Source organism: Pseudomonas sp. LBUM1655 (assembly GCF_059716085.1).
This window is the reverse complement of sequence record NZ_CP166801.1, coordinates 2,797,501-2,824,262: the sequence shown is the minus strand read 5'-3', so window position 1 is coordinate 2,824,262 and position 26,762 is coordinate 2,797,501. Positions and strand designations below refer to the sequence as shown.

Below are 26,762 nucleotides of genomic sequence, written 5' to 3'. Positions count from 1 at the left end.
ACGAGTGCGATAACGATTATTGCGACGCACTCTCTCGCAGCGAGCGCGGGCGCATATCGATCCAGTGTTCATTGATGTATTCCAGGCAGATCTGGCGTTCACCGCGCATCCCCGCCTCGCTCCAGCCGTTGGCCATCGGCTTGCCAACGGGCCACAGGGAATACTGACCTTGGCCATTGATCACCACATCAAATTGCAGCTGTGAGTCACTCATGTCGTTCTCCTGTTGAATGGGATTGCAGCGTTGCCATGCGCAGGCACAGCCCTTCGGCGAAGTCGTTGAACAGTGCACGGCGTTGTTCATCGGTCTGCGCGCAGGCCCGGGCATACACCCGCGTCGATGCACCGCAGACATGCGCGTACGCTTGCGCATCGTCAGCGGCGAAGGCCCGGGCTGAAGTTTCGGCGTTGGCGCTGGCGTGGGCCTGGGCAAACGCGGTGGCGTTGGCTTCGGTATTCAATTGCGCGTAATACACGGCAAACGCCTCGGCATCGCCAAAGTGCTCGGCAATCATGGCGACGTTGGCCGGTGCCTGACCGTAAGTCATTGCACCGGCGTGGGCCTGGGCGTATGCCGCGTCGTAGGCATACGCCCGTCGATACAGCGCCAGCAACACCGGTTTGAGCGTCGCCCGCCATTCACCGAGGCGTGCGCGCAGGCCGAGCGCGGCCCGTCGATGCAGGCTCTGCAAATCGAGCAGCGCCTGCCGATGCTCCGGCACGGCTTCGCACAGCAACGGCATGACCACGTCGGCGTGCCACAGGTGTACAACCCGAAGCGCTACAGGCTCGTCGAACCCGTGCAACCGCTGACGCAAGACGTCGGCCTGCGCGCTGGGCAGGGTTTCGCACAACACTTGCGTCAATGTGCGCCACCATCGAGGCATTGCGTTCGACTCACTCATATTGACGGTCCATCCGTGCCGATCACCTCGGCCAGCAACCGCGCCCAGCGACCGGCCACGATGCCATAGTGATCGGTGTCGAGTGGTTGCCAACTGAGCAACTGCGGCAGCAATGCCTGCCAACGGCGGTGCAGGTCATCCATGCTCCAGGCGTTGCCCAAGCCATAAGGGTTAGGTTGCCCGGCGATGAACATCCGCACCGCCGTCGCAGCCAACATTGGCGGCTGGAAGTCAGCCATGCTGTGCATGTTGTTGCGGCAGCAGACTGTCAGCCGTTGCAGATAGGCCTGTCGTTCTTCGGACATTGCCTGCCCTTCGACATTCGGCCAGCGCTGGGCAAACTCGCGCTCGAACACTTGCTCGATTACCTGCTCGTCAATGCCGGCCAGTTCCGCCCCGGCATCCGGTGCGGGTGGGTCGATCAGGTACAGCAGCGGTTGGCGGAACCCGGCAACCTGCGCCTGATGACACAGCGCCTGCGCCACCCACGCGCCAAACGACCACCCGGCCAGCCGCCAGGCGCAGCCTTCAGGGATGTGAGCCTTGATCGCCTGCAAATACAACTGCGCACGCTCGGCAACGCTGATGTTTGGCAACCCCGGAACACGCAACGCCGGGTCGGCGATCACGCACACTCCCAGGTCCGCAGGCAGTGCCGAAACCAGTTCCCGGTAGGCCTGAACATCGCCACCCACCGGGTGAATCAGGTACAGCCACTCGCGACCGGCTCCGGCATGCCACTGATCAATCCGCACCGCGTCGCTCCAGCTTGGCTGCGTGACGCAAGGCACCTCCACCGCGCTCGCCTCCACCAGGCCGAGCACCTCGTTGAGGCTGACCTTGTGACTGAACTGCGACAGTTGGAACACCTCACCGGTGGCCGCTTGCAGTTCGTCGATCAGGTCCAGCAACGTCAGCGAATCCGCACCCAGGTCGTACAGCGAATGGTCGTCATCCAGATCGGCAAGGCCGAGCCATTTGCACAGGCACTCACCCAGACGCGCCCGCAGATCCACGCCTTGCGGTGCCTCGGACGGAGCGCCCGCGACGCCATGACGAACCGGATAAAACCGCCGCGAAATGTCGATGCCCGTCGTCGAAACGAGCAACTGCGGCAACTGCGTGGCCATCGCCAGATCAAACACCCGGCAACCTTCTTCGGCCGACAGGCCGACCGTCAGATGTTCCTGATGGGCAACGTCTGCGCCATTGCTCGTCGTGGCCATGCCGATGTCACGCCAGATGTCCCAGTTGATCCCCAGGCGCAGGCAAGCGCTCGCAGAATCCGGACGATAGTGGACGAAGCCGTCGAGCACTGCGCTGGCCGCCGCGTAGTCCAGATGCCCGGCGCCGCCGAACAGCGCTGACATCGACGAGCAGTAGAGGACAAATCCCGGGGTCAGACGCTCGATCAAGGCTTCGACCGCGAGCATGCCGCGCGTCTTGGCTGCCATGGCCTGGGCCATTTGTCCGGCATCGCGCTGGCGAATCAGGCTGCCGGCACCGACACCCGCCGCATGAATTACCCCACTGATTCGCCCGTAACGCTTGGCCAGTTGATCGAGTATCCGTGGCCACCGAGCAAGGTCAGCGATGTCCGCCTGAATGCAGTCGATCCGCGACGCATAAGCCGCCAGAGACGCCGGCAATTCGCCTTGACGCGAGAGCAGCACCACCCGCCGACCCGGTGCCTGCAATAAGTGTTCGGACAAGGTACGACCGATCCCGCCCGTGCCGCCCAACACCAGGAACGTGCCCTCCTCCGGCAAAAGGTTGGAAGACGTTGCCGAGGTCGGCAATGGCTGGGGCAGCAATCGTGGCTGCCACAGATAACCGTTGCGAATCGCCATGCGCCGTGGCAACGACGCCGGGTCGCCGAGCAACGCTGCCAGCTCCCCGGCCTGCGTATCGAGGTGCGGCGACGGCCAATCCAGCCAGTGACAACGCACCGGATACTCCTGAGGCACCACTTCGGTAATCCCCGCCAGTGCGGCCAGTTCGGGGCGCTGTGTCTCGCCGTCCACCGGGCACGCCTGCCACGACATCAACCACAACCGCAGACTTGTCGCGCGCGGGGTTTGCCCCCAGGCCTGCATCAGGGCGCTGACCGTGTCCAGACAGGCCCACTGCGATCGGTCGAGACTTTGTTCATCGACCGCGCCCGCCACCGACAGCGGCAAGGCGTGCAACCAGTCAAGTTCGACGACCGACGCTTCGACCACCTCACCGAGCAATCGACTCAAGGCCTCGGCGTCGAGCGGGTCAAGTTCGAAACGATCCGTGCCGAGTCGCTTGAAGCCATTGCCGGCGCGCACCTGAACCACGCGTCGATAGACCGCACTCAGGCTCTCCAACAATGCAGCGCCGGGTGCGTCATGGCTACAAAGAATCGCGACTTCACGGGTGGCACCCGCTGCCATCGCGCCCAAGCGCCGGGTACGAACCCATTGCCGTTGGTGGAACCAGTCCGCCAACGGTTGGCGCTCAAGGGTTGGCAACGGCGGCGCAACGGTTTCAGCCACGACCGAGGGCTGGAAGCGATAGGTCTGAAGATCGAACGATGACGGCGGCAAATCCCAGGGCGGCGGTGCCGAGCGCCGCGACCACTGAATACTCGCCCCTTCGTACCAGGCGGCCAGCAGCTCAGGCACTGCATGATCACCGGCATTCAGCTGTACGCCCGAAGCACTGACTTCCTTGATCGAGGCAGACTGCAACGGGATGTCGTCACCGGGCTGGCAAAGCATCGCAAAGCGCCAGCGCAGTTGCTTGCGACCGCTTTGCAGATATCGCAGCAGCGCGGCATGCCGGTCGGGATACGCCAGCAGATAGTCTGTGATCGTGGCGATATCGCGCAGCAATTCGCCTCGGCTGTGAGCCGAGATCATCAGCAGTGGCAGGTTTTCTTCGCTCACGTCCGGCGCCAAAGGTGCAGCACCGACAATCACATGGGCGTTGGTGCCGCCAATTCCGAAGCTGCTGACCCCGGCCAGTCGCCGCCGTCCTTGCGGCCATGGCCGGGACGAAGTGGGTACATAGAACGGCGAATGCTCAAGATCGATCTGCGGATTGATCCGGCCAAAGCCAAGGTTCGGCGGCACCACGCCATGGAACACCGCAAGACTGGCGCGAATCAGCCCGACCACCCCGGCCGCCGCGCCCAGGTGACCGATCTGGCTTTTCACCGAAGCCAGCGCGCAACTCTCGGCAGGCGCCTCGCCGAAAGCCTGGGTCAATGCCGCGACCTCGATCGGATCACCCAGCAACGTGCCGGTGCCGTGGGCTTCGATGTAGCCGATGTCCGCCCCGGTCAGTCCGGCGCGACTCAACGCCTCGCGAATGACCGCACTCTGCCCGGCCACCGACGGTGCGGTGTAACTCATCTTGGCCCGACCATCGTTGTTCAACGCGCTGCCTTCGACCAGCGCATAGATCCGGTCGCCATCCGCCCGGGCCCTGGCCAGTGGCTTGAGTACCACAACGCCATAACCACTGGCGCCAATGGTTCCGCTGGCATCGTCGCTGAAAGGACAGCACAGACCATCGGCGGAAAAGATGTGCTGTGAGCGATGACGATAGCCATCGGTCAGCGTCGGATCGATCAGCACGCCGGCCGCCAGCATCACGTCGCTGTCACCCTGTTGCAGCATCGAACTGGCCAGGTGCACAGCGATCAACGAACTGCCGCACGCCGCCTGCACACTCAGGGCCGGGCCATTGAGATCGAGGTGATAAGCGGCTTTGGTCGCGAGAAAATCCTTGTCGTGATGCAACGCCATCTGGAAGCCGTCCGGCAGATCGCCGTCAGCGGTTTCACGGAGCATCTGCTGGAAGTATGTGGTTTCGCCGCAACTGGCGATCAGGCCGATACGCGGCCCCTGCGCCGACGGCACGATGGCCGCGTGTTGCAGGGCTTGCACACACGCCATCAGCAAATGCCGCTGTTGCGGGTCCATCAGGCGTGCTTCCTGGCGGCTGATGCCGAAATACTCGGGGTCGAAGTCGAGCATGCCGGCCAGTTGACTGCGGGCGCCGACCAAGCCTTCGCTCGCGCTAAAGCGTTGGATGCCTAACCCGTTGCCTTGCACCATTGTCCAGAACTCGGACAGGTTCTGCGCGCCGGCCACATTGACCGACATGCCGACAATTGCCATCGGTTGATGACCCGCATCGACCTGGCGCACGCGCTCCACGACAGCCATCGGTGCCTTCGACAGATGTGCTGCCAAGCGCCGTACGGTGACGTGTTCAAACAGATCGGCCATCGCCACCTGATGCGACAACGCCTGGTTATACCGAACGTGCAAACGCATCAGTCCGAGGCTGGTGGCGCCGGCCTCGAAAAAGGTCTGCTCCGGCTCGATGTCACGCCCGATCACTTCCTGGAACAGCTCGCTCAGTTGCCGCTCCAGCGCACTCAACGGCACGCCCGGCGGTGGCGCATTGCGCCGTTCCAGCGCTTCGCCCATCTCCGGCAACGCCTTGCGGTCAATCTTGCCGCTGGGGGTGCGTGGCCAGACGTCAATCCGCCGGTACTCATCAATGCGCACATGGGCCGGCAGTTGCCGCGCCACCTGACGATCCAGTTGTGCGCAGGTTGCTGGCTCGCCGTCGAGTTGCAGCCACGCGGTCAGGCGCGGCGGCTCGGCTTGAACCGCCACCACCGCGTTGACCACCTGCGGCACCTGCATCAGCGCCGCCTCGATCTGCCCAAGCTCCAGACGATGACCACTGAGTTTGACCTGCTGATCATCGCGTCCCAGATAATGCAGACAACCCAGAGCGTCCGCCCACGCCAGATCCCCGGTTCGATAAAACAGGCGACTGCCACCCTCGCCGTCTGCCAGTTCGACAAACCGCGCGGCATTCAACGCCGGGTCGGCCAGATAACACCGGGCAACCATCGGCCCCGCCACCAACAGGTAGCCACGGCAGCCGTTCGGCACCGGGTGATCGTATTCATCGACCAACAGCAATCGGGCATTGCCGATCGCTTGGCCGATCGGAGCGCGCAGCGGCCAGTCGCGGGCCACGGCCGGCAAACGCAAGGCGCTGACCACATGGGTTTCGGTCGGCCCATAGTGATTGAACAGCGAGGCTTGCGGCATGCCACTGAACCAATTGCGCAATGCGTCGGTACAGAGCAGTTGCTCCCCGGCAGTCACCACTTCGCGCAACGCTCCCGGATAAATGCCACGGGCCACGGCGGTTTGCGCCAGATGCTGCAACGCCACATACGGCAGGAACAGCCGCTCGATCCGCGCCTCGACCAGATATCCCAGCAGCGCCTCGGCATCCTGGCGCCAGCCCGGGGTGATCAGGTGATAACAACCGCCACCGCACAGGGTGCTGAAGATCTCCTGAAACGACACGTCGAACGACAGCATGGAGAACTGCAACGTCACCGCTTTGGCCGGCAACTGCCCCTCGTTGCGTTGCCATTGCAGCAAGTTGCATAGAGTACGCTCCGACACCTGCACACCTTTCGGCGTACCGGTGGAGCCGGAGGTGAACAGCGTGTACAGCGGGAGTTCACCGCCGTGGCGTGGGCGTTCGAATGGCCGAACTTCGGCGTGCAGGTCAACCCGATGCAAGGCAAACCGCCCCGCATTCAGATCATCCAGCCTCGCCTCGGTCGCCGCGCTGAACAGCAGACAATGCGGTTGTGCCTGCGCCAACACTTGGCGCTGAATCGCCACCGGGTACGCAGGATCCAGCGGCACGGCGGTCAGGTTGAGCTTGGCCAGCGCCAGCAATGCGACGATGTGCTCCACCGAAGCCTCGAGGAACAGCACGACCTGCAACGGTGTATTCCCGAGCGGTAACGGATGGCGTTCGATCAAGCTTGCCGCCAGAGCATCGGCCAGCGCATTCAACTCGCCATAAGCGAGGCGCTGCTGCCCCTGCACCAGCGCAATGGCGTCGGGTGTGCTGTGCGCCTGATGTTCAAACCAGTCCGCGAGCGTGTTGAACGCCTGTTCGCTGATCGGGCCTTCGCTGGCCGCTGGCAAACCGGATCGATAAGGGTCGAGCAGATCGTCGAGGGTGGCTGCCGGGGATTCCAGCAGCAGATCCAGGCCACGACGGAACAGCGCGTTTACCGCGCTTATTTGCTCGGCATCAAAGTAGCTGCACTGATATTCCCACCAGCACTCCAGTTGCGAGCCGGCGCCCACCATCAGCAATGTCAGCGGGCATTTAGCGTGCAACTCCTCGCTGAATTCCAGCTTGGCACGCAGGCCTGAATCGGCCAGCGCGGCGTAATCGGTGTTTTCCAGCACAAACATGAAATCGAACAGCGCGGTGCTCGACGACAGCCGCAGGTCTTCCACCAGATCAGCCAGTGCGACGTCCTGCAATGCCAACACCTCGCGCACGGTGGCGGCCTGCTTGCGCAACTGTTCGCCCAGCGGCGAAGACTGATCCATGGCGGTGGGAATCAGCACGGTGTTGGCAAACATGCCAACGGTGTCCTCGAATTCCGCCAGTGGCCGGTTGGCGACCGGGCTGGCAATACGCGGGCGCGCAACCCCGGTCAAAGCGTAGAGGCTCCAGGCGAAGACACTGAACAGCACTTCGAAACGGGTCAGCCGCTGTTGCGTGCAGAACCGTTCGAGGGCGGCACTGCGCACGTCGCCCAGCGGTTCCCGGTACAGCCTGGCGTGTGGGCTGACGGCGCGCATCGGCCGCAGCGTCGGCGAGGGTTCTTCCTGACGTCGGTGCAATTCGGCCAGGGCGCGGCGCTGATCGCGATAATACGGATCGACACTCCACTGCCGCTGCCACTGGCCAAATTCCAGCGCGGTCAGGCGTGCTGGCGGTTCCGGGCTCTCGCGGCCTTGCACGCTATCGGCATAGAGCTGAATCAGATCGTCGAACAACAGGTTCACCGACCAACCGTCGACGATGATGTGATGCAGATTCAACAACAGCCGACAGCTGCCATCGGCAAACGGCAGCAGCCACGCCTGAAACAGGTTCGGTGTGCTCAGGTCGAACGGCGTGCCGAACACCAGCTCCGCGAACGCCCGCCAGTTGTGTTCGCTGAAATGCCCCACCGCAAAGGTGCGGCAGACCGGGCCCTGCTCGGCAATCAACTGATCAAGACCTTCAGCACCGGAGACGAACGCCGTGCGCAACCCCGGATGGCGAATCACCAGACGCTCCACGGCCTCGGCCAGTGCCGCGACCTCCACGCCCGGCGCCAGATGCAGAATCAGCGGCACGCTGTACGCCGTCGAGGTGGGCGAACGTTGTTGCAGCAACCACAAGCGACGTTGTTCCGCGGTGGCGGGCAAGCGTCGGGCAGTGCTGATGGACGGCGCGGGTGGATAGATCGAGTCACGGGTCAGTTCACCGGACAGTTGCTCGGCCAGCGTCGCGAAGGATTCGTTGAGCAACGTGCCGACAGCGATCTCGCGTTGCCAACGACTGCGAATTGCCGAACGCAGACGCATGGCCTTCAGCGAATCGCCGCCGCTGCTCAGCCAGTCATCCTGCGCACTCAGCGTCGGTTGCCCGAGCAGTGAGCGGGCCTGCGACAACAGCCATTCCAGCGCTGGCGAAACGCTGCCGTCTTGCGTGGTGGCCGCTGGATGCCATGGGCTCAGTGCCTGCGCGAGCAAGTTATCGCGATCTATCTTGCCGTTGGCAGTCAACGGCAGACGCTCCAACAGGAACAACTGATGCGGGCGCATGTACGGCGCCAGTTGTGCCCGCAGATGGCTTTCGAAGGCGTGATAGTCCAATTCACCGCGCGGCACGATGAACGCCAGCAACTGATGATCTTCCGCCGCATTGCGCCGGGTGCAGACGTACACCTGCGCCACGCCCGGATGCTCAAGAATCCGTTGCTCCACCTCCGCCGGCTCGATTCGAAAACCGCGAATCTTCACTTGGCGGTCGACCCGCCCCAAGTACTCCAGCAAGCCTTCGGCGTTGCGCCGCACCCGATCGCCCGTGCAGTAATGCACCTGGGCACCGCCATCGATTTCGGGTAACCGCACAAACTGGCGTGCAGTTTCTTCGGGCCGGTTGCGGTAACCCCGGGCGACACCGCTGCCACTCAAATACAGTTCGCCCACCTCACCTGCGGCCACCGGCCGTTGCCGGTCATCCAGCACCTGCAGACCGGTGTCCGGCAACGCACGCCCGATGGGCACGAGGTCGCCGACAAAGTCGCGCGGAATCGGCCAGCACACGGCGAACGTGGTGCATTCGGTGGGACCATAGACGTTGAAAATCCGGCAGGCGCTTTCAGGGTTGGCCCGGTACCAGGCACGCACGGCTACGGCGCTGATTTGTTCTCCACCGATCAGCACCTGACGCAGGCTGGAAAAGCACGCGGGCCACTCGGCGATCAAGCTGTTGAACAGCGAAACCGTCATGAACAGGTTGTCGACCCGGGTTTGCTCCAGAACTTCGGCCAGACGTCGTGCATCCAGCGCGTCTTCATCGGCGATCATCACGCAGCAGCCGCCGTTGAGCAGCGGTGCCCACAGCTCGAAACTGCACGCGTCGAAGGCCGGGTTGGACAGGCAGGCAAAACGATCCGCCGGACGAATCTCGATATAAGCGTCGGTGTGCGCCAGACGCAGCAGACCGCGCTCGCCGACCTCCACCGCTTTCGGAGTGCCGGTGGTGCCCGAGGTGTAAAACAGGAACATCACCTCGGCGAACTCTTCAGTCAGTACTTGCGGCGGATGATCCGGCTGGTCGAGCAATGCCTCGACACTGGTTTGCCATAGCGGCGATGACAATGCCCACGGTTGCTCCTCGCCCAAGGTGATCAAGCCGACACAGGCCGCATCGGCGCACATCACGTCGCGCCGCTTGAGCGGGCTGGCCCGATCCAGCGGAACCACCACGGCGCCGAGTTTCAAAGCGCCGAGGATGGTCGCCAGCCATTGCCAGGAGCGCGGCATGCACAGCGCCAGCGACTCGCCGGGTTGCACGCCCCGTGCCTGCAATCCTTTGGCGATGCGCTCGCTGGCACTGGCCAGTTGCGCGTAAGTCAGCTGCACCGATTGATCGATGACCGCCAACGCCTGTGGATCTCGCTGCACCTGCGCGGTAAAGCGTGCGAGCAACGTCATGTGATGGGTAGCGCTCATCATTTCGCCTCCTGCGAATCGCAACGTTGCAGTTCCTGCCTGATGATCTGCGACACCCGGTGGATTTCCGCGCTTTCGAGCATGTCCCAGTGGCCGCCGCTGACCAGTTTCGCCAGATAGCCGCTGCCGGCGCGGCGGCGCCAAAATCCGCGCAGCTCATGCAATTGAGGGCGGCTGAAATCTTCCCGCGCCTGAATCAGCACGACACGCCCGGCGCTTGGCGCGCACTCATAGGCGGCCATGGCCAGGCGGTTATGGTTGTAAAGATGGAAATAGCGTTCGACTTGCGCGTCTTCGATGCCGGGATACATGCCGTTGAAGCGCACCAGCTTGTCGCGGAACTCGGCCATGTCCACCGTACCGATCTGCTCGCGAAAACCCGGATCGTCGCTGCCCTGAGTATCGAGCAACACCACGCTCACCTGACGATGCCCTGCAGCCGTCAACAGCCGCGCCATCTCGTAGGCCACCAGGCCACCGAACGAGAGCCCGGTGAGCACCAGCGGCTGATTGACCAGCGGTTCGATCAGGCGCAGATATGCCTCGGCCATCGCTTCGACCGTCGGCTCGGTGCTCTCTCCCGGATTCAGCCCCGGCGATTGCACACCGTAGATACCGGCGTCATCCGGCAGCACTTTGGCCAGGGACAGGTAACAGAACGCCGTACCGCCCGCCGGGTGAATGCACACCACATTGCTGCGGCCTGCGCCCCGGCGAAATTCGATCAGATTGCTTTGCGCGGCGGCCGGGTTGGCCCCGATCCGCAGCCAGCCGCCCAACGCCTCGATGGTCGGGTAGCTGAGCACCACGCGCACCGGTACTTCCACCGCAAACATCTGGCTGATTTCATGAGCCATTTTGATCGCGGCGATGGACGTGCCGCCGACGTTGAAAAAATTGTCGCGAATACCGATCTGCGGCGCCAGCAACAGGCTTTTCCAGATCTGGTACAACGCCAGTTCGATGTGATCGCGCGGGCTGCTCAGGTTGACCTGTCGATCGGCCAGGTCCTGATCCGCCAGTGCCGTCAACGCTGCGCGATCCACCTTGCCATTGGCGGTCAGCGGCAAGCTGTCGAGCCACAGATAGCTGCCGGGGACAACCGCTCTGGGCAGCGTCGCCGCCAGATGCGCATGCACCGCCGTCTCGTCCGGTTGCGCGGCGACCACGCAGCAAGCCACCAGCCGCTGATCCTGCGCCGTCTCGCCGACCATCAGCACCACAGCGCTGCGGATACCTGCAAACGCTTCGAGCCGAGCCTCGATCTCGCCAAGTTCCAGGCGAACGCCGCGCAACTTGACTTGAAAGTCGTTGCGACCAAGGAATTCGAGTTGTCCGTCCGCGCGATAACGCGCCAGATCACCACTGCGGTAGAGCCGATCACCCGCCACGAACGGACTGTCGATAAAGCGCTCGGCACTGAGTTGTTCCAGACCCAGATAACCCCGAGCGACGCCGACACCGCCGATGTGCAAGTGCCCGGTAACGCCCACAGGCACCGGCGCATCGCGTTCATCAAGCACGTAAAAACGGTTGTTGGCGATGGGTCGGCCGATTGGCAGTTTCAGCGCCGGCACGTCGGCGCCGGGCTGCAACGTCCAGATGCTGTTGATGACCGTGGTTTCGGTGGGGCCATAGACGTTGTGCAGGCGCACATGCGGCAGGCGCTCCTGGAAACGCCGGGCCAGGGCTGGCGGCAACTCACCGCCGCCGCTGAATACATCGGTGAGCGAAGCACACAGACTGACCTCTTCGACCTCCAGAAACAGCTCAAGCATTGCCGGCACAAACACCAGTGCCGTGACCTGCTGTTCGCGGGTTTCCCGGGCCAGATACGCCGGCTCGTAATGGCCGCCGGGCCGCGCTATCACCAGACGCCCGCCGGTTGCCAGCGGCCAGAATGTCTCCCAGGCCGAGGCGTCGAAACCGAACGGGATCTTGTGCAGCATCGCCCCTGCTTCGCCGCAGACCTGCAAACACCACAGCAGCAGATTGCTCAGGCCACGGTGGGCAACCATCGCGCCTTTGGGCAAACCGGTGGTGCCCGAGGTGTAGATCACGTAGGCCAGATGATCAGGCGTGACGCCGACACTGTGCGGATCGAGATTGTCCGCCGACAACTGCGCCCAACTCGCGGCGTCGTCCTTGAGGTCCAGCACCGGCGCTTCCCAGGTTGAACCTTGCAGGGCTTGACGCAAAATTCCGTGCGCCGAACCGAGGGTCAGCAGCACCGCCGGCGTACTGTCACCGAGCATATGACTCAGGCGCCCCAGCGGATAATCCGGGTCCAGCGGCACATAGGCGCCACCGGCCTTGAGCACCGCCAGCAATGCCACGGGCAACGCCAGCGAGCGCTCGATGCACACCGCCACGCGCACATCCGGGCCGACACCCAGGCTGAGCAAGTGCCGCGCCAGGCGGTTGGCCTGGGCATTCAGTTCGGCGTAACTCAGCGACTCGCCTTCGAACACCACCGCGCAGGCCTGTGGGTTGCGCGCGACTTGGGTTTCGACCAGACGATGAACGCAGTCGACCGCTTGCGTCAGCGGAGCCGCGTGATTGAAGTCGAGCAGAATCTGCTGACGCTCGGCTTCGGCCAATAACGGCAGCGCACCGATCGGTTGCTTGGCGTCCGTGGCGATCTGTTCGAGCAGATGCCGGTAATGTCCGCTCAGGCGTTCGATGGTCGCGACGTCGTACAGGTCGGTGTTGTATTCCACCAACAAGTCCAGACGCCCTTCGCGCTCGACCCATTCAAACGCCAGATCGAACTTGGCCGTGGCACTGCTGGTGCTGTACGGCGCCAGTGCCAGCCCGGGCATTTGCACGGCGCTGCCGGGGGTGTTCTGCAGCACCAGCATCACCTGAAACAGTGGCGAATGACCGGTATCACGCTGTGGGTTGACAGCCTCGACCACGCGGTCGAACGGCACGTCCTGATGGGCGTGGACGTCGAGCATCTGGCCGCGCACCTCGCGCAGCAGTTCGGCGAAGGTCTGCTGCGGGTTCAGGCGTTGACGCAGCACCAGCGTATTGACGAAGTGACCGATCAGCGGCTCGATTTCCGCACGGTTGCGGTTGGCGAATGGCGTGCCGATGCACAAATCCTGCTGGCCGCTGTGGCGCCACAGCAACACGGCCAACGCACCCAGCAGCACGTTGAACAGCGTGCCCTGCGTCTGCCTGGCCAGCGCCGTGAGTTCGCGCAGCGTGCCGCCATCGACGGAGGAGCTGAAAGTCGCCCCGACATAACGCTGCACCAACGGTCGCGGCCGGTCGGCGGGCAAGGTCGACAGCGCCGGCGCATCGGCCAGGGCGCGGCGCCAGTAGTCGAGTTGATCGTCCAGCATCGCTCCGCCCACGCGCTGTTGCTGCCAGCAGGCGTAGTCGGCGTATTGCACCGGCAGCGGCGCCAGACTCGACGCCTCGCCACGCTGATAATCGCCATACAACACGGCAACCTCATGCAGGATCACGCCCATCGACCAACCGTCCGCGATGATGTGATGCACGCTGTAAAGCCACAGGTATTCGTCGTCGGCCAGGCGCAGCAAAGACGCGCGCAGCAACGGCCCGCTGGCCAGATCGAACGGCGCACGGGCCTCCTGCTCGACGGCGCGGCTGACCTGCTGCTCACGCTCGCGGGCAGACACCTGGCGCAGATCCTTCACCGGCAACGCCTGCGCCAGTGGCGGATGCACCACTTGGCGCGGCTCGCCTTCCACGCGGCAGAAAGTGGTGCGCAGGATTTCGTGGCGACTGACCAGTTCATTCAGCGCGCGCTCCAGCAGCGCAACGTCCAGATGCCCCTTGAGCGTCACTGAGCTCGGCACGTTGTAGAACGGATTACCGGGTTCCAGTTGATCGAGAAACCACAGTTGCCGCTGTGAAAACGACAACGGCCAGGCTGTTTGCTCGCCGCCACGACGGGGAATCGCCGCGCTGTCCTGGCCACCGAGCAAGGCAATCAGTTCCTGCTTGTGTTGCTTGAGCGCCTGGGTCAGCTCTTCGGTGAGAAAACCCCGAGGCGCCTTGCAGCGCAGTTTGTCGCCATCCACATCGAGCACCACGCCATGACGAGCGAACAGCGCCAGCAATTGATCGGCATTCATACTTCGAATTCCTCCATGTCATCGTCGTCAAGGCATTCCGTCACCGGCACCGGGGCATACGCCTCGACCGACGCGCGGTGTTGCTCATCGGCCGTGCGCAAACCGCCGATCATCGAGTAGATCAGCTCATGGCTCGGCCCGAGGTCGAACAGCGCCGTCAGCGACTGTTCCTCGACCGAACCAATCCCGCACAGGCCCAGGCCTTGTTCGACCGCGGTCATGCTCAGCAACTGCGCCATGGCGCCACTTTCGATGTGGCAGAAGTCACGGCTGCGCTCGCCATACAACGGACGAATCGCCGCCATGTCGGCGATGAAAAACAGCGAGAATGCAGCGTTCTCGTACACCGGACGATTGACGAAATAGTCATAGGTGTCCGGGTCAAGCACACCGCTCTGCAGGGCCAGCAAGCGATGCTGGCGGGGATCGTAGTAATACCCGCCACCGGGCACGCCGCGCACGCGATCCGGCTTGACGTACAGGTACGTCTGCATCGGATAGAGCCCGCCCGCCGACGGGAACTGGTATTTCGCCTCCCCGTCCAATTGCCCTTGCGCCAACGCCGCCAACCATTGCGCGAAAACCTCGCCGGCAATCGGCTGCGGGCTGTACTGACGCACCGAGCGATACTCGCTGAAGCGCCGGGCGAACGTCGGGTCTTGTGGCAAGGCCAGTTCCAGCGTCGGCAAGGCTTGAGCGAACTCACGCCGCCCGCGCTGCTCCGCCTTGAACTGCGCCCGTAACTGCGGATCTTCGATGACTTGCGCAGGGGTGTCCGATGGTTGCTGAACGCTGCCGATGACCTCTTGGCGAACCCGGCTCTGGCGGTACATGGCGAGCAGATGCTGAAGTGTCGGCTGGGCCAGTAATTGCGCCACGTGCGGGCGGAACTGCAAGGCGCTGGACAACGCATTGCTGATCCTGACGATATCGATGGAGGTCGCGCCAAGGTTCAGCAGGTTGGCGTTGGCGGCAATCGCATCGCGCTTGAGCACGCCCTGCACGATCTCCACCAGGTGCTGCTCCTGCGGGCCATCGACTTGCAGTGCCGGCCCTTGTTCCTCGATTTGAGCCGGCTCCGGCAGACGGTTCTTGTCGACCTTGCCGTTGGACGACAACGGCCAGGCCTCCACGAAAGTGAACGACGACGGAATCATGTAGGCCGGCAGCTTATCCGCCAGGTATTCGCTGAAGTCCCGGGCTTGCAGCTCCGGATCAGCCTTTAGCACGTAACCGGCGAGGCGCTTCTCTCCCAACGTGCTGCCCAGGATGCGCACCACGGCGCTCTGCACACCCGGATGGCGGTTGAGAGCAGCTTCGATCTCGCCCAGTTCGATGCGATAACCCTGAACTTTGACCTGATTGTCTTCGCGGCCGAGAAACTCGATGTTGCCGTCCGGCAACAAACGCCCCAGATCTCCGGTGCGATACAGGCGTTCGCCGGTCAGTGGATGGGCGAAGAAGCTGCCGGCACTGAGTTTTTCATCGCGCCAGTATCCCTTGGCCAGACCGATTCCGCCGATGTACAACTGCCCCGCGACCCAGGTCGGACGCACTTGCAGCGCTTCGTCCAGCACGTAAAAACGCTGGTGATCGAGGGCCTTGCCATAAGGGATGCTGCGCCACGCCGGATCAACGTTTTGCACGGCGTAACCGATCGACCAGATCGACGCTTCCGTCGCGCCGCCCAGACTCATCAACTGCAAGTCCGGCTGTAAGGCCCAGGCCCGTTCGGGCAAGGTCAACGGAATCCAGTCGCCGGACAGCATCGCCAGGCGCAGGTGGGCGGGCAATGCACCACCCTCGCCCTCCACATACTCAAGCAGCATGCCGAGCAGCGCCGGCACCGAGTTCCACAAACTGACCCGGTGACGCTCGATCAACGTCAACCAGTGCGCCGGGTCGAGCGCCAGCTGCGGTTCGAGCACAACCACCGCCGCGCCCACCGCCAGGGTGCCGAAGAAGTCATAGACCGAGAGATCGAAACTCAGCGACGAGATGGCCAACACCCGATCCGTCGGGCCGACGGCAAAGCGCCGGTTGATGTCGAGCAACGTGTTGACCGCACCGCGATGATCAATCACCACGCCTTTTGGCTGGCCGGTGGAACCGGAGGTGTAGATCACATAGGCCAGATCGCTGCTGGCCAGCTCTACCGGTCGCAAAGCAACGACCTCAGCAGTGACAGCGTCGGTCACGGCAATCGCCGTCACTTGCGCCGGCCATTCGATCTTGTCGATCAGTGCCGGTTGGGTCAGTGCCAGACTCGCCTCGGCCCGCTGCAGAATATGCCGCAGGCGCTCAGCCGGCTGAGTGGGCTCAATGGGCAGGTAAGCGCCACCGGCATAGAGAATCGCCAGGGTCGCCACCACCTGCTCCCAGCCCCGCTCCATCACCACCGCGACCAACTGATTCGGCACCACGCCCTGCGCTTGCAGCGCGGCGCCGAGTTGCCGAGCCTCTGCACGCAGTTGGCGGTAAGTCAGCTGCCGCGCGCCGATCACCGCCAGCGCATCGGGCGTGGCGAGCGCCTGACGTTCGAACAGTTCGTGCATCAGGGGCAGCGTGTCGTGGCTGTCGACAGGCGCCGGCAGCCCTGCTTGCGGCAGCAGCTGCGGTGTGTCCGCGTCCCACGCTTGGGGTTCGCTCAGACGATCGAGCAGCGCGTTGTAGGCGACGAACATCTGCTCAATCAGGCCTTCGGGAAACAGTTCGTCGATGCTGTCCCAGTTGAACAACAGGCGTCCTTCCAGTTCCAGCAACGTATGGTCGAGCCACACTTGCGGGGTCTGGGTGATGCTGTGCATGTGCCGGGCGTTCAACGCGTCCGCCAGATTGAACTCGGCCAGTTCCGGCGCTGCTTCCGACAATGTGCTGTTGAACACAATCGGCATCGCCGTCTGCTGCACGCCCCGGGCCTGCGACAACTCACGCAGCACCCGTACACCGCTGACCGCCGAATGATCAATGTCTTGCCACAACCGCGCCTGCACGGCACGGGCCTTTTCGGTAAAACTCAGCGCCCCGTCGATCGCCACTTCCAGCAACACCAGCGAGGTGAAGTCACCAATGATTTCGTCGACGTCAGGGTGCAACGGCATGCGATTGAACAGCGGCAGGCTCAAGGTGAAGCGTGGCGTGCGACTCCACAATGCGAGCACTTCGCTGAACGCTGTCAGGAGCATCACCGAAGGCGTCACCGCAAACTGTTTGGCCACCTCTTTGAGTCGGCTCCACTGCGCCGCTGACATGTCGCGGTCGCGCCGCGTGAAGTGTGGATTGGCAATGCTCTCGGGCTGACGCACCAGCGGCAGATCCGGTGCCGGTGCCAGGGTGGTCACCCGTTCACGCCAGTAACTCAGCGCTTGCTCGTAACGGCTGGCGCTGCGCAGTTGTTGCTCGGCCAGCACATAGTCGCGGAACGTCAGGCCCGGTTCCGCCAGATCAAGGGTCGGATCGACGTAGAACGCCATCAATTCGCGCGCAAGAATCTGCGTGCTCGCAGCATCGACGATCAGCGCATCCAGGCTGATGTGCAAATGGGTAATGCCGTCATCAAGCAGCGACACACTGAACTCGAACAGCGGCCAGCGACTGGCATCCAGCACCTGATGGGACTGGCGTTCACGAGTCGCTTCCAGCGTGCGCTGCGCCACCTCGGCCGGCAGACCGCGCAGGTCGCTGCGCGGCATGCAATACGTCGGCACCTGTGCCAATACCTGCTGCGTGCCGTCACTGAGGAACACCACGCGCAGCATGTCGTGACGCTGGATCATGCGATTCAACGCCTGCTCGAAACGTTCAGCATCGAAGTCGGGAATGCGCAATTCTTCATAGCCGTGGGCACTGACGCCACCAAGGCTGACCGTGGACTCACGACCGAACCAGTAGGCTTGCTGGATATCGGTCAGAGGGAAAGGCTCATGTCGGGCGCCGCGATCCGGTTCGATCTGGCTGAAGGCAGGCTCGATATAAGTGTCGGCATCACGTGCGCCGTGCACGTGCGCCGCCAGGTCCATCAGCACCGGCTTCTGGAACAGGCTGCTGAGCGACAACTGCGCGCCCATGCGCTGATTGATCGCGTAGATCATCCGCGTCGCCAGCAACGAATGCCCGCCCAGGTCGAAGAAGTTATCGTGGATACCGACCCGCTCGCACTTGAGCACCTCGGCCCAGATATCGGCCATTTGCCGTTCGATGTCGTTACGCGGCGCCACGTATGCGGGCCCGGTGCTGCGCTCCGGCGCAGGCAACGCTTGCCGGTCGAGCTTGCCGTTGCGGGTCAGCGGCAGTTGCGACAGCCTGACCCACGCGCTCGGGATCATGTGTTCGGGCAAGTGCCGTTGCAGTTCGGCACGCAGCACCTCACTGCTCGCGGAGCCGACCACATAAGCCACCAGACGCTTGTCGCCGGCCACGTCTTCACGCAACAGCACGGCGGCTTCCTGCACGCCGGGTTGCTGCTGCAACAGGCTGTCGATCTCGCCGAGTTCGATGCGGAACCCGCGCAGCTTGACCTGTTGGTCGATGCGTCCCAGGTATTGCACGTTGCCGTCGGACTGGAACTTGGCTTGGTCGCCGCTGCGATACATCCGCGCGCCGGGCTCGTCACTGAACGGATCAGGGAGGAAGCGTTCGGCGGTCAGATCCGCGCGGTTCAGATAACCTCGGGCCAGGCATGCACCGGCGATGTACAACTCGCCTGCCACGCCGACCGGCACTGGATTCAGATGCTCATCCAGCACGTACAGCCGCGCATTGGCGATGGGGCGACCGATAGGCGGCGCATCCGGCCAGGCCTCGGCCTCGCTGCACAAAAGGCTGAATTGACTGACCACATGGGTTTCGGTCGGCCCGTATTGGTTGTGCAATTGCGCGCCACCAAGACCTCGGACAAAACCGCGCAACTCATCATTGATTTGCAGGGCTTCACCGGCCGTGATGATCTCGCAGCCGCCGGCCGGCATCGGTGCATCGGCCTCGGTCAGGCCGGCGAGTTGCTGCAACACGGCGAACGGCAGAAACGCCCGCTGCACACCTTCAGCCACCAGCGTCGGACGCAACGCGGCAAGGTCCTTGCGGCTGTCTTCGGTCATCAGCAACAGGCTGCCACCCTGGCAGAGCGTGCTGCAGATTTCCTGGAACGACACATCGAAGTTCAGCGACGCGAATTGCAGCACACGCTGCGGCGTGGTGGCCTGGTCGAGTTGCCAGGCGATCAGGTTATCCAGCGCACGCCGGCTGTGCGCCACGCCTTTGGGGCGTCCGGTTGAGCCGGAGGTGTAAAGCACGTAGCCGAGGTTTTCCGGGTTCACCGCTACCTGTGGCTCGTGGCTCGGATGCTGCGCCCATTGCTGCGCATCAGTGTCCAGGCAGCAGATTTCCATCTCATCGCTGACGGGCAATCCGGCAAGCAGGCTGGCCTGCGTCAGCAACAGGGTCGGCGCGGCATCGCTGAACATGAACGCCAGCCGTTCACTCGGATAGGCCGGATCGAACGGCACGTACGCCGCGCCCGCCTTGAGGATCGCCAACAGGCCGATAACCATCTGCGGCGAGCGTTCCAGGCACAGGCCGACTCGATGCTCGGGGCCAATGTTTTTCTCGATCAGGTAATGGGCGAGTTGGTTGGCGGCGCGGTTCAATTCGCCGTAGCTCAGTTGCTCGCTTTCGGAGAGCAACGCCACAGCGTCGGGCATCTGCCGGGCCAAGGTTTCGAAGCGTGCCACGCAACCGGGTATCGACGAGGTATCGCGGGTGGTGCGGTTCCAGTCGTGAACGATTTTGCGCTGCTGTTCGGCGCTCAACAGGTTGATCATCGCCAGCGGCTGATGGCTGTCCTCGACCATCTGCTCCAGCACCCGGCGCAGGTAATCGCCAAACTGCTCGACGGTGTCTCGATTGAACAAGCCCGAGGCGTATTCCAGGCCACCGACAATCTGGCCGTCGCGCTCACTGAGTGCCAGTTGCAGATCGAACTTGGCCACGTGATGACCACTCTCGACCGGAGTGACCTCCAACCCGCTCAACAGCAGGTCCGAATCCTGATCCTGCTCCCAAGCAAACAGCACCTGAAACACAGGACTGTGCGCCAGGCTGCGCGGCGGGTTGAGCAACTCCACCACTTGCTCGAACGGCAGATCCTGATGTTCCTGGGCCTCCAGCGCCACCCGCCGCGCCTGTTGCAGCCATTGCGCCACTGACGGTGTGCCTGAGCAAGTCATGCGTAGCGCCAGGGTGTTGACGAAGAAGCCGATCAGCCCGTGCAACTCCTGCTGAGGCCGGTTGGCCGATGGCACGCCGATCACCACATCGCTCTGCCCCGCCAGGCGCGACAACAGCAACGAAAAACCGGCCAGTAAAGTCATGAACAACGTGGTGCCTTGCTGCATGCCCAAGGTCTTCAAGCGAACGGTCAAGGCCTCGTCGAATACCAGCGTCACATAACCGCCGAGGTAGTCCTGCATGGGCGGACGCTTGTGATCGGCTGGCAACTCCAGCAGCACTGGTGCACCCGTTAGCGTTTCGCGCCAATAGCGGTTTTGGCGAGCCAGTTCGTCACCGCACAGCCACTGCTTTTGCCACACGGCATAATCCACGTACTGCACGGGCAATGCCGGCAGCGGATCGTCGCGATCCTGCAACGCCGCTTCGTACAACTCGCCCAGTTCGCGGGTAAGCACGCCCATCGACCAGCCATCCGAAATGATGTGGTGCTGGGTCAGCAACAGCACGTGATCGTCCGCCGCCATCCGCACCACGCTGACCCGCATCAACGGGCCACGGCTCAGGTCGAACGGCTTGGCGCCCTCTTCATCGATCAATCGGTTGAGACGCTCTTGCGCGTCAGGCCCCTGAAGGTCAATCACCGTCAGCCGGATGCTGTGTGCTGGTGGCGAAACCCGTTGCCGCCCTTCGCCTTCAACGGAGAGGAAAGTGGTACGCAGCGCCTCATGGCGCGCCACCAGTTGATTGAAACTGCGTTCAAGTGCCGCCACGTCCAGTGAGCCACGCAAGCGCAGGTTCAACGGCATGTGATAAGCCGCGTTACCGCCCTCCATTTGTGCCAGAAACCACAAGCGCTGCTGAGCAGACGACAACGTTTGCGCGTCCGACCGTGCAACGGCCGTAATGGCTGGACGAGCCGCAGCCTGACTGGCTTGCAGCCGTTTGGCGAACTCTGCGAGCACGGGTGCAGCGAACAGCGCTGAAGCTGTCACTTCCAGCCCAAGATCGTGGCGAACTCGGGCCAGCACCCGCATCACCAACAACGAGTGGCCACCCAACGCGAAGAACTGATCCTGACGACCTATCCGCTCGACGCCGAGCACTTCGGCCCAGATCGCAGCGAGCGCAGTTTCCAGCGAACCTTGCGGCGCCTGGTAATCCTGTTGATAAAATGCTTCGACGTTCGGGGCCGGTAAATTGGGGCGATCCACCTTGCCGTTGGCGGTCAAAGGCAACGCATCGAGACGCACGAACGCTGTCGGCACCATGAAATCCGGCAGGCTCAATTGCAGTTGCTCACGCAGTGAGCGGGAGGTCAGCGCGGTGGCTGCGTCGGCGCAGAAATAAGCGACCAGTCGCGGCTCATGCGCGCCGTCCTGACGCAGCAGCACCACGCTTTCACGCACGCCCGGGATGTCCGCCAGGCGCGTTTCAATTTCCCCCAATTCCAGGCGCAGGCCGCGCAACTTGGCTTGGGAGTCGTTGCGCCCAAGGAACTCCAGTTGCCCATCGGCCCGATATCGCGCCAGATCACCCGTGCGGTACAGACGCTCGCCCGTCACGAACGGGCTATCAACGAAACGCTCGGCGGTGAGTGTCGGCAGGTTCAGATAGCCTCGCGCCACACCGATGCCACCTATGTGCAACTCACCCGCGACACCCACGGCGACAGGCGCACCTTGAGTGTCGAGCAGGTAAATCCGGGTGTTGGGCAGCGCCCTACCTATGGGCAGCACGCCATCAATCTGGCTTGCGTCGCTGAGTTCAAAACAGGTGCTATCGATGCTCGCTTCGGTGACACCGTAGGCCTGGACGATTTGCACGCGGTCACCACAAAGCCTGCGCAATTGCCGTGCGCTGTGGGCGGTCCAGATGTCCGAGCCGCAGACCACGGTGCGCAGGAACGACAGGTCGTGAGCATTTTCTTCGACCCAGGCCAACAAAGGGTTGAGCAGCGCTGGCACGAAGTCGGCAAAACCGATATGCGCTTCGTTCATCAGGCGATACAGCGCCGGCGGGTCAATCAGGGTTTCCCGAGGGCACAACACCAGCGTGCCGCCAAAACCCAGCGCCCGAATCAGATCGGCACTGAACACGTCGAATGAAAAACCCGCCATTTGCAGGTGATTGATTGGCTCGTCCAAGGCATAGAGTTGCGCCCAGGCGGCGCTCACAGCGATGAGCCCTCGGTGCTCGACCATCACGCCTTTCGGGGTGCCAGTCGAACCGGAGGTGTAGATGACGTAAGCGAGGTGGCGAGGTGTCAGGCCGACAGCGTGCGGATCGGGATTGTCTGGCGAGAGCGAAGCCCAATGGCTGGTGTCATCCAGATCAAGAACCTTCGGCGCAGTGACCGAATGCTCGAGCGCTGCCGACAATGCAAGCTTCGCCGCGCCGTGGGTGAGCACCACTGGCGGTGCGCTGTCAGCCAGCATGTGTGCCAGCCGCGCCTGCGGATACGCCGGATCCAGCGGCACATAAGCGCCGCCGGCCTTGAGCACCGCAAGCACGCCAATCAGGGTGTCGAGCGAACGCTCAAGGCACAACCCGACGCGCACGTCCGGCCCGACCCCGAAACTGCGCAGGTGATGGGCCAGGCGATTGGCGCGGGTATTGAGGTCACGGTAACTGATCGCCTCTGCCTGCCAACGTGCCGCAATAGCATCGGGATGGCGCAGCACCTGCGCTTCAAACAGGCCGTGCACGCACATGTTTTCATCGAACGACTGCGTCGCGCTGTTCCAGTCGTGGATCAGTCGCTGGTAGTCGGAATCGGTCAATGCCGAAGCGGCTGGCGATTTTCTGGATGAAAGGTCGGGCTGCGCAGGCGTCGTCCCGCGCAAGGAAGTGTTGTCGAGCATCGGAGGCTACCGTCCATGACTACTTTATTTTTGTGATCAGACGGCGACAGTACGTCCCCGTCAGTCAGGCCCCGGCCTCAAGTGCCGGTTCGGTGATTCGAATTCAGGGAGATGGCGCGGCGCGCGCGTGCAGAGCTAAGTCCGACGCGGGCACACACATGAAATCCGGGGGAGATGAGCAGGCGAAAAAAACCGCAACGCGGTCAGCACAAACAGCTGGAGAATTGACTGGCGCACTGGCGAGATCGTTCGCCTTGGCCATTACATCGTCGATTGCAAACCGCGTGACCAATTGAAACCTCGCCTTCCATTTGAGGGTCAACGACGAGGAACAACCTGTGCGGGGATAACAGCGCCAGGGTGGTCCCGATCGGCTGCGATTACCGGGTCTGTGGACACACGGCAATCTTCTGGCGCCGGGCTTATGACCCGAAACGCCGTCGGATAATAACCCTGTTTTTTACTGGCGAGGCAAACAAAATGTAGGAAATTTGCGAAATAAGTATCGGACGCTTCCTGCGCCATTGCGCTTTTGAATGCTCTCCGAACTTTCCTGCGGGCAAAACAAAACCCCAATTGCTTTCGCAATTGGGGTTTCGGAATTTAATCTTGACGATGACCTACTCTCACATGGGGAAACCCCACACTACCATCGGCGATGCATCGTTTCACTGCTGAGTTCGGGATGGGATCAGGTGGTTCCAACGCTCTATGGTCGTCAAGAAATTCGGGTACTGAGTCGTGACCTGTTGGCCTCGCTTCAGCAAATTGGGTATGTGACAGCTGTCGGTGTTTTGTGAACATCGAACTTTCGGTTCGTTTCGTCTTCACACACCGCAATCTGGCCTTTCGACGCAAATTGCTTGGGTGTTATATGGTCAAGCCTCACGGGCAATTAGTATTGGTTAGCTCAACGCCTCACAGCGCTTACACACCCAACCTATCAACGTCGTAGTCTTCGACGGCCCTTCAGGGAACTCAAGGTTCCAGTGAGATCTCATCTTGAGGCAAGTTTCCCGCTTAGATGCTTTCAGCGGTTATCTTTCCCGAACATAGCTACCCGGCAATGCCACTGGCGTGACAACCGGAACACCAGAGGTTCGTCCACTCCGGTCCTCTCGTACTAGGAGCAGCCCCTCTCAAATCTCAAACGTCCACGGCAGATAGGGACCGAACTGTCTCACGACGTTCTAAACCCAGCTCGCGTACCACTTTAAATGGCGAACAGCCATACCCTTGGGACCGGCTTCAGCCCCAGGATGTGATGAGCCGACATCGAGGTGCCAAACACCGCCGTCGATATGAACTCTTGGGCGGTATCAGCCTGTTATCCCCGGAGTACCTTTTATCCGTTGAGCGATGGCCCTTCCATACAGAACCACCGGATCACTAAGACCTACTTTCGTACCTGCTCGACGTGTCTGTCTCGCAGTCAAGCGCGCTTTTGCCTTTATACTCTACGACCGATTTCCGACCGGTCTGAGCGCACCTTCGTACTCCTCCGTTACTCTTTAGGAGGAGACCGCCCCAGTCAAACTACCCACCATACACTGTCCTCGATCCGGATAACGGACCTGAGTTAGAACCTCAAAGTTGCCAGGGTGGTATTTCAAGGTTGGCTCCACGCGAACTGGCGTCCACGCTTCAAAGCCTCCCACCTATCCTACACAAGCAAATTCAAAGTCCAGTGCAAAGCTATAGTAAAGGTTCACGGGGTCTTTCCGTCTAGCCGCGGATACACTGCATCTTCACAGCGATTTCAATTTCACTGAGTCTCGGGTGGAGACAGCGCCGCCATCGTTACGCCATTCGTGCAGGTCGGAACTTACCCGACAAGGAATTTCGCTACCTTAGGACCGTTATAGTTACGGCCGCCGTTTACCGGGGCTTCGATCAAGAGCTTCGCGTTAGCTAACCCCATCAATTAACCTTCCGGCACCGGGCAGGCGTCACACCCTATACGTCCACTTTCGTGTTTGCAGAGTGCTGTGTTTTTAATAAACAGTCGCAGCGGCCTGGTATCTTCGACCGGCATGAGCTTACGGAGCAAGTCCTTCACCCTCACCGGCGCACCTTCTCCCGAAGTTACGGTGCCATTTTGCCTAGTTCCTTCACCCGAGTTCTCTCAAGCGCCTTGGTATTCTCTACCCAACCACCTGTGTCGGTTTGGGGTACGGTTCCTGGTTACCTGAAGCTTAGAAGCTTTTCTTGGAAGCATGGCATCAACCACTTCGTCATCTAAAAGATGACTCGTCATCAGCTCTCGGCCTTAGAATCCCGGATTTACCTAAGATTCCAGCCTACCACCTTAAACTTGGACAACCAACGCCAAGCTGGCCTAGCCTTCTCCGTCCCTCCATCGCAATAACCAGAAGTACAGGAATATTAACCTGTTTTCCATCGACTACGCTTTTCAGCCTCGCCTTAGGGACCGACTAACCCTGCGTCGATTAACGTTGCGCAGGAAACCTTGGTCTTTCGGCGTGGGTGTTTTTCACACCCATTGTCGTTACTCATGTCAGCATTCGCACTTCTGATACCTCCAGCAAGCTTCTCAACTCACCTTCACAGGCTTACAGAACGCTCCTCTACCGCATCATCCTAAGATGATACCCGTAGCTTCGGTGTATGGTTTGAGCCCCGTTACATCTTCCGCGCAGGCCGACTCGACTAGTGAGCTATTACGCTTTCTTTAAAGGGTGGCTGCTTCTAAGCCAACCTCCTAGCTGTCTAAGCCTTCCCACATCGTTTCCCACTTAACCATAACTTTGGGACCTTAGCTGACGGTCTGGGTTGTTTCCCTTTTCACGACGGACGTTAGCACCCGCCGTGTGTCTCCCATGCTCGGCACTTGTAGGTATTCGGAGTTTGCATCGGTTTGGTAAGTCGGGATGACCCCCTAGCCGAAACAGTGCTCTACCCCCTACAGTGATACATGAGGCGCTACCTAAATAGCTTTCGAGGAGAACCAGCTATCTCCGAGCTTGATTAGCCTTTCACTCCGATCCACAGGTCATCCGCTAACTTTTCAACGGTAGTCGGTTCGGTCCTCCAGTTAGTGTTACCCAACCTTCAACCTGCCCATGGATAGATCGCCCGGTTTCGGGTCTATTCCCAGCGACTAGACGCCCTATTAAGACTCGCTTTCGCTACGCCTCCCCTATTCGGTTAAGCTCGCCACTGAAAATAAGTCGCTGACCCATTATACAAAAGGTACGCAGTCACAGAACAAAGTCTGCTCCCACTGCTTGTACGCATACGGTTTCAGGATCTATTTCACTCCCCTCTCCGGGGTTCTTTTCGCCTTTCCCTCACGGTACTAGTTCACTATCGGTCAGTCAGTAGTATTTAGCCTTGGAGGATGGTCCCCCCATATTCAGACAAAGTTTCTCGTGCTCCGTCCTACTCGATTTCATGACTAAGAGATTTTCGCGTACAGGGCTATCACCCACTATGGCCGCACTTTCCAGAGCGTTCCGCTAATCTCAAAGCCACTTAAGGGCTAGTCCCCGTTCGCTCGCCACTACTAAGGGAATCTCGGTT

5 protein-coding genes and 2 rRNA genes (1 of these 7 running past the window's edge) are annotated in these 26,762 nt (G+C 61.8%); all 7 read right to left on the bottom strand.

Translation table 11 applies throughout. The features are described 5' to 3' along the window. Positions 1-16: 16 nt before the first annotated feature. Positions 17-214: an MbtH family protein gene (locus tag ACA074_RS12595; RefSeq protein WP_497679151.1), complete on the bottom strand. Its 198-nt coding sequence runs from the start codon at positions 212-214 to the stop codon at positions 17-19. Then, positions 207-905, bottom strand: coding sequence for a hypothetical protein (locus ACA074_RS12590; RefSeq protein ID WP_497679150.1), 699 nt, complete (start codon positions 903-905; stop codon positions 207-209). Before ACA074_RS12590 ends, ACA074_RS12595 begins: the two co-directional genes overlap by 8 nt. Beyond that, entirely contained in the window at positions 902-10,021 is a 9,120-nt protein-coding gene (locus ACA074_RS12585; RefSeq protein WP_497679149.1) for a hybrid non-ribosomal peptide synthetase/type I polyketide synthase, read from the bottom strand. Before ACA074_RS12585 ends, ACA074_RS12590 begins: the two co-directional genes overlap by 4 nt. Then, positions 10,018-14,130, bottom strand: coding sequence for a non-ribosomal peptide synthetase (locus ACA074_RS12580; protein WP_497679148.1), 4,113 nt, complete (start codon positions 14,128-14,130; stop codon positions 10,018-10,020). Before ACA074_RS12580 ends, ACA074_RS12585 begins: the two co-directional genes overlap by 4 nt. Next, positions 14,127-23,219 carry a non-ribosomal peptide synthetase gene (locus ACA074_RS12575; protein WP_497679147.1) on the bottom strand — a complete coding sequence of 3,031 codons (9,093 nt, stop codon included), beginning with the start codon at positions 23,217-23,219 and terminating at the stop codon, positions 14,127-14,129. The genes ACA074_RS12580 and ACA074_RS12575 overlap by 4 nt, the downstream gene beginning before the upstream one ends. Positions 23,220-23,826: 607 nt before the next feature. Further along, positions 23,827-23,942 (bottom strand): 5S ribosomal RNA (rrf, locus tag ACA074_RS12570). A gap of 151 nt (positions 23,943-24,093) precedes the next feature. Beyond that, positions 24,094-26,762: ribosomal RNA gene (locus tag ACA074_RS12565) — 23S ribosomal RNA — on the bottom strand (it continues 225 nt past the right edge of the window).

What these genes read in the sequence shown, in the direction of transcription:
- ACA074_RS12595 (WP_497679151.1), bottom strand. Translation starts at nt 214, where the DNA reads ATGAGTGACTCACAGCTGCAATTTGATGTGGTGATCAATGGCCAAGGT.
- ACA074_RS12590 (WP_497679150.1), bottom strand. Translation starts at nt 905, where the DNA reads ATGAGTGAGTCGAACGCAATGCCTCGATGGTGGCGCACATTGACGCAA.
- ACA074_RS12585 (WP_497679149.1), bottom strand. Translation starts at nt 10,021, where the DNA reads ATGATGAGCGCTACCCATCACATGACGTTGCTCGCACGCTTTACCGCG.
- ACA074_RS12580 (WP_497679148.1), bottom strand. Translation starts at nt 14,130, where the DNA reads ATGAATGCCGATCAATTGCTGGCGCTGTTCGCTCGTCATGGCGTGGTG.
- ACA074_RS12575 (WP_497679147.1), bottom strand. Translation starts at nt 23,219, where the DNA reads ATGCTCGACAACACTTCCTTGCGCGGGACGACGCCTGCGCAGCCCGAC.